The following is a 5,880-nucleotide window of genomic DNA, read 5'->3' as shown; positions in this document are numbered from 1 at the left end:
GCATGAGCCGGTCAAGAAGGTCAAGGCATCTGGCAGCGCGGGTGAGTTGAAGGGCGCCATCGAGGTTGAGTTGGGCGACGCGAAAAAGGAAGCCACTGAACTCGCCCTGCGTATCGAAGAACTCGTTGTCAAGCTCGTTTCCAAGAAGAAGCTTCTGCTCTTGGTCGATGAAGCTCAGGAACTCGCACGAAACAAAGAGAATGAGCTGATGGCAATGGCACTGCGCACCGCCATCACCAAGAACAGCGACAAGCTGCGAGTCGTATTCACCGGCTCATCGCGCACGCAGCTCGCCAACGTCTTCTCCAACAGCACCGCGCCACTCTTCTCGGTGGGCGCCACTGTTCAAGAGTTCCCGCTGCTTGGCAGAGAACTGGTCGAATTCGTCGCAAAGAAGTTCCAGGTCGCCAGCGGGCGAACCCTGGACGTCGCCGCAGGATGGACGGCCTTCCAAGAATTCCACCAGCAGCCCGAGCCATTTCTCTCGGTGGTCGTGGCCATGCTCATGGACCCGTCGCTCACCTTCGAGCGCGCAGTGGCAACCGAAAAGGCAGAGCAGGACAAGGAGGAAAACCACGAAGGAACCTGGGCGTCGCTCGATGCGATGCAGCGCCAGCTCCTTTTGCTCTTCGTCAACGACCCGCATGCCAAACCATTCGGAAAGGCCGCGCTTGCGAAGCTTGCCAAAGCTCTCGGCGTTCCTTCGCTCGCGCCGTCCGACGTGCAGTATTCGCTCAACAACTTGAAGTCCAAGACCATCATCTCGAAGGCGCCAGGCGGTGTGCATACGTTCGAAAGCGCGGCGTTCGAGCGCTGGGTTAGGACATTGGCGCCCGTTAGTCCCTAACCCGAGTGCGAGGGCAGCTTGATCTGCCATACCGATCGCCGGTGCGTCGCGGCCAGCAAGCTGACACTTAGCGCTTCTCGCTTCGAAGCGCATCAGCCACGTAGTCGACGAAGGCACGCACCTTCAGCGGCAGCACGCGGCTTTGCCGGAACACGGCGAAGACGCCGTTGGAAAAAGCCCGCACCGCAAAGCGGTAGTTGGGCAAGAGCCGCACCAGCGTGCCGGCCTGCAGGTCGCCGCGCACGGTGGCTTCCGACAGCAGCGCCACGCCCATGCCGCCGATCGCGGCCAGGCGCAGCAGCTCGCCGTTGTTGGCGCTCAGCACGCCCTGGATCACCAGCTCCTGCTGCTCGCCCGCCTCGTCGATGTACTTCCAGGTGATGATCTCGCGCTCGCGCCGGTAGGTGAGGCAGCGCACCTGGGGCAGGTCGCTCGGATGCCGGATGCGCGAGTAGGTCTTCACGAAGGCCGGGCTGGCCACCAGCACCTCGTCGCTCGACAGCAGCCGCTTGATGACGAAGCCCGAATCGGTGGATTCGCCGGTGCGGATGTCGACGTCGAAGTCGTGCTCCACCAGGTTGACCGGATGCTCGGAGAGCTCGAGCTCGACGCGGATGTCCGGATACAGCTCCGCGAAGCGCGGCAGCAGCGGCGCCAGCACGCGCAGGCCGATGTGGGTGCGCGAATGCACGCGCAGCCGGCCCTCGGGCCGCTGGCGCGCGTTGTGCACCACCTGCTCGGCCTCGCTCATGAGTTCCAGCACCGCCTCGGCCCGCTCCAGGAAGGCTTGGCCCGCCTCGGTCACCTTGAGGTTGCGGCTGGTGCGGTCCACCAGCTGCACGCCCAGTTCCTCTTCCAGCGCGCTGATGCGCCGCGAGATGGTGGCCGGCGACAGGCTGAGGCTGCGGGCCGCCGCCGAGAGGCTGCCCTTCTTCTGGGTGGCCACGAAGATGCGCAGCGAATCGAGCGCCTTCATTTCGAAAGACGCAAAGAAGGTGTGCGTTCGCTGGTGATCCGCAGGGCCCCCGAGTTCCTACGATGGACCTCAATCAAAACCAGCCAACCAGGAGTCACAGCGATGGATTTCGGAATCTTCATTCTGATGCAGCAGCGGAACAAGCACAAAACCTCCCACCAGATCCTGCGCGACGCCGTCGAGCAGACTCGCCTGGCGGACGAACTGGGTTTTGGTGCCGCATGGTACGCCGAGCACCACTTCAGCAACTACGGCCTGTGCTCCTCGCCGCTGACCATGATCGCGCACTGCGCCGCGGTTACCCGCAACATCCGGCTGGGCACCGGCATCGTGGTCGCGCCGCTGTACACGCCGGCGCGGCTGATCGCGGACGTGGCGATGGTCGACCAGCTGTCCGACGGCCGGCTGAACCTCGGCATCGGCTCGGGCTACCAGCACTTCGAATTCGAGCGCTTCGGCGTGTCGCTCGAATCCGCCAAAGGCCGCACCTTCGAGATGCTCGACATGCTGGAGGCCGGCCTCACGCAGCCCAAGTTCAGCTACGAGGGCGAGTACTACCGCCAGCCGATGAGCGCCATCAGCCAGCGCGCGGTGCAGCGACCCACGCCGCCGATGTGGATCACCAGCGTCGACCCGGCCTTCCTGTCGCGCGCCGTGAAGTCCGGCCACCATGTGTTCGTCTCGGGCGGCGACGGCGGGCTGGAGAAGCTGGCCGCCACCCGCGCGCTGATCGACCAGGTGGCCGCGGCCGAGGGCAAGGACCCGGCCGGCGTGCAGGTCGGCCTGCTGCGCGCGGCCTACGCCAGCAACGACAAGGACGAGGTGGAGCGCTACCTGGAGTGCGCGCGCTACCAGCGCCGCATTGCCGTGAGCCTGAAGCGCCGCACCGCGCAGATCGCCGACGACTACCAGGTCGAGGAAGGCATCGTCGAGGGCGAGCCGAGCCTGGACGAGATGCGCGCGCTGCTGCCCGTGGGCAGCGTCGACACGGTGATCGAGCGCGTGGTCAACGAGATCCGCACGCTCAAGCCGGTGCACTACTGCTTCCAGACGCAGATGGGCGACTTCGACCACAAGACGATGCTGCGCCAGCTCGAGACCTGGGGCAAGGTCATCATCCCGGCGGTGCAGCAGGAGATCGCCAACGATCCACCGCACCGTCCCGCGGCGCGGCCCGAACTCGCCGCGGCCTGAGCCCGGCCGCCAGGAGACCGACGCCATGTCCGAAGCCGCCGAAGGGATCCGCCCCGCCATCGAGCCCGCGCAGCTGCGCCAGCTGCTCGGATGCTTTCCGACCGGCGTGGCCGTCATCACCACCTGCACGCCGGACCGCCAGCCGGCGGGCCTCACCTGCAATTCGTTCAGCTCGGTGTCGCTCGACCCGCCACTCGTGCTGTTCAGCCTGCGCAATGCGAGCCGGCTGCTGCCGACCTTCCAGGCCGCCGACGGCTTCGTCATCAACATCCTCTCGCAGCAGCAGGACGCGCTGTCGGGCCGCTTTGCCTCCAGCAAGATCGAGGACAAGTTCGATGGCGTGGCCTGGCGCGCGGGCCGGCTCGGCATGCCGCTGATCGACGATTGCCTGGCCAGCTTCGAATGCCGCATGCATGCCGCCCACGAGGCCGGTGACCACACCATCTTCATCGGCGAGGTCCGGCACCTGGGCGCCGGCGTGCCCGACCAGGCGCTGGTGTTCTACAAGGGCGCCTACATGATGCTGGCCGAGTCGCTGCGCAAGCTGGTCGTGGAAGGGCGGCTCGGAGACGCCGACATCGACGAGGCCTACCGCACGCTCTACGGCACCCTGCTGCGGCTGGCGAGCGAGCGCGCCACCGAGACCGAGCTGGACGCGGTGCACCAAGCCGCCGACGCCATCGAGGGGCACCCCGACGACGCACCGCTGAAGGAGCGCATCGCCTCGGCGAGCGCCTTCTTCTCGTCGATCGCGGCCGCCGGCCACAACGAGGCGCTGACGCTGATGGCGCAGACCATGACCAGCGTGCTGCGCGAACGCATGACGCACGTGCTCTCGGTGCGTCCGCGGCCGGATCTCTTTCCGCTGCGCCGCAAGGTCGCGCACGCGCTGCGCCGGCGCGACCCCGAGGGCGCCGCCGCCGCGCTGGACGAACTGATCACGCAGCTGCGCAAGGGCTGAGCCCTTTTCCAATTTCCAACAGGAGACAAGATGTCCATCGACTACGCCGGCTTCCGGCGCGAACTCGAAGCGTTCGCGCGCGACGCCTGCCTGCCCGAGATCCGCGCCGTGGTCGCGGCCGGCCAGAAGATCACCAAGCGCGAATACCAGGCTTGGCAGCAGATCCTGAATGCCCGCGGCTGGGGCGCGCCGAGCTGGCCACGCGAAGCGGGCGGCACCGGGTGGGACATCCGCCAGCGCCTGATCTTCGAGGAGGTGATGGCCGAGAACGACTGTCCGCCGCTCTACCACCATGGGCTGGGCCACATCGGCCCGGTGATCATCCGCTTCGGCACGCCCGAGCAGAAGGCCCGCTTCCTGCCGCGCATCCTCGACGRCTCCGACTGGTGGTGCCAGGGCTATTCGGAGCCCGGCTCGGGCTCCGACCTGGCCTCGCTGTCCACCAGCGCACGGCTGGAGGGCGGCGAGTGGATCGTCAACGGCCAGAAGATCTGGACCTCGCATGCCCACGAGGCCAGCATGATCTACATGCTGGTGCGCACTTCGAAGGAAGCGAAGAAGCAGGAAGGCATCTCGCTGCTGCTGGTGCCCATGGACACGCCGGGCATCACCGTGCGCCCGATCAAGACCATCGACGGCTGGCACCACCTGAATGAGGTCTTCTTCGACGAGGTGCGCGTGCGCGCCGACAACCTCGTCGGCGAGGTCGGCAAGGGCTGGACCTGCGCCAAGTTCCTGCTCGAGCGCGAGCGCCTGCCACCGGCCAACGTCGCGCGGCTGGAGCTCATGCGCCGGCAGGTCACGCGGCTGGTCGAGGATGCGAGCCGGGCCGCCGCGGGCCGGCGCGACTTCAGCGGCCTGCACCACAAGCTGCTGCTGTGCGAGGCCGACGTGAAGGGAGCCCGCGTGATGATGGCCGAGGCCACCGACGACCTGATCCACCAGCRTCCGCTGGGCGTGCAGCCTTCGGTCATCAAGATGACCTGCGCCGACGTGGCGCAGCGCCTGACGACCATTGCCCTCGATGCGGTCGGCCCCGACGCGGCGCACCGCTTCCTCGCCGAGGCCGGGGAGGACGTGCCCGACGCCACCTGGATCCAGAACTACATGTTCACGCGCGCCCGCACCATCGCCGGCGGCACCTCCGAGGTGCAGCGCAACGTGGTCGCCAACGAATTGCTGGGAGCCTGAGCCATGTCCACTTCATTTCCATCGCTCTTTCCCGGCATGCTGCTGGACGCAGCCAGCCGCTATGCCGAGGACCACATCGCGCAGCAGATCCAGGGCGACCCCGTGCGCGAGCTGGGCTGGACCGCGACCCTCGTGTCCGAGGAGGCCGGCGGCGTCGGCGGCAGCCTGAGCGACCTCGCTTCCATCGTCGAGGGGCTGGCCACGCACGGCCTGCAGCTGCCGGTGGTCGAGACCTGTGCCGTCGTGCCGCTGCTGCTGCAGGCGGCCGGCGCCGAGACGGCCCGTCGCTGGCTGGAGGCGGTGGCCGAGGGCAGCGCGCGGATCGCGCCGATGACCGCGCTGTCCGCCACGCCCGAGGACCCCGCCATCACGGCCCGGCACCTGGACATCGGCTACGCGCTGAGCGGCGCGGTGCAGGGCGTCGACCTGACGCTGCCCGCCACGCACTACCTCGTGCCCGCGCAGCTGGACGATGGCGACGAGGCGCTCTTCCTGGTCGATGCCGAGCGCATCGGCCCGCCGAAGGTCCGCTACCGGACGATGGAAGGCCGCCTGGGCGCCGACTTCGCGCTGGAACGGCTCGCGGTGCCCGAGGGCGCCTGCATCGCACGCGGCGCTGCCGTGCGCGCGGCGCGCGCCAAGGCGACCGACGCCGCCTTGCTGTTGACCGCCGCCGACACGGTGGCCGCGCTGGCCACGCTGATCCGCCAG

6 protein-coding genes are annotated in these 5,880 nt (G+C 67.9%); 5 read left to right on the top strand and 1 reads right to left on the bottom strand.

Annotated features, from left to right (window positions below):
* Positions 1-847: hypothetical protein (locus tag AC1DOC_RS16145; RefSeq protein WP_478130078.1), on the top strand; the 847-nt coding region annotated here is incomplete at its 5' end.
* Between the two features lie 67 nt (positions 848-914).
* Here AC1DOC_RS16145 and AC1DOC_RS16140 read toward each other — a convergent pair.
* A complete protein-coding gene (locus AC1DOC_RS16140; protein WP_478083594.1) occupies positions 915-1,823 on the bottom strand; it encodes a LysR family transcriptional regulator in 909 nt (302 codons plus the stop codon).
* Positions 1,824-1,925: 102 nt separating this feature from the next.
* On the opposite strand from AC1DOC_RS16140, the gene AC1DOC_RS16135 reads away from it, so the two are divergent.
* The 4 genes from AC1DOC_RS16135 to AC1DOC_RS16120 all read left to right on the top strand — a co-directional run.
* Positions 1,926-3,017, top strand: a complete 1,092-nt coding sequence (locus AC1DOC_RS16135) for an LLM class flavin-dependent oxidoreductase (RefSeq protein WP_018907168.1) — start codon at positions 1,926-1,928, stop codon at positions 3,015-3,017.
* A gap of 25 nt (positions 3,018-3,042) precedes the next feature.
* Entirely contained in the window at positions 3,043-3,978 is a 936-nt protein-coding gene (locus tag AC1DOC_RS16130; RefSeq protein WP_018907167.1) for a flavin reductase, read from the top strand.
* 30 nt (positions 3,979-4,008) lie between these two features.
* Positions 4,009-5,169: an acyl-CoA dehydrogenase family protein gene (locus tag AC1DOC_RS16125; protein WP_478130077.1), complete on the top strand. Its 1,161-nt coding sequence runs from the start codon at positions 4,009-4,011 to the stop codon at positions 5,167-5,169.
* Positions 5,170-5,172: 3 nt separating this feature from the next.
* Positions 5,173-5,880: acyl-CoA dehydrogenase family protein (locus tag AC1DOC_RS16120; protein ID WP_478130076.1), on the top strand; the 708-nt coding region annotated here is incomplete at its 3' end.

The sequence above is a fragment of the Variovorax sp. 01T439_2 genome (assembly GCF_056398445.1).
This window is presented reverse-complemented; position numbering and strand designations above follow the sequence as displayed.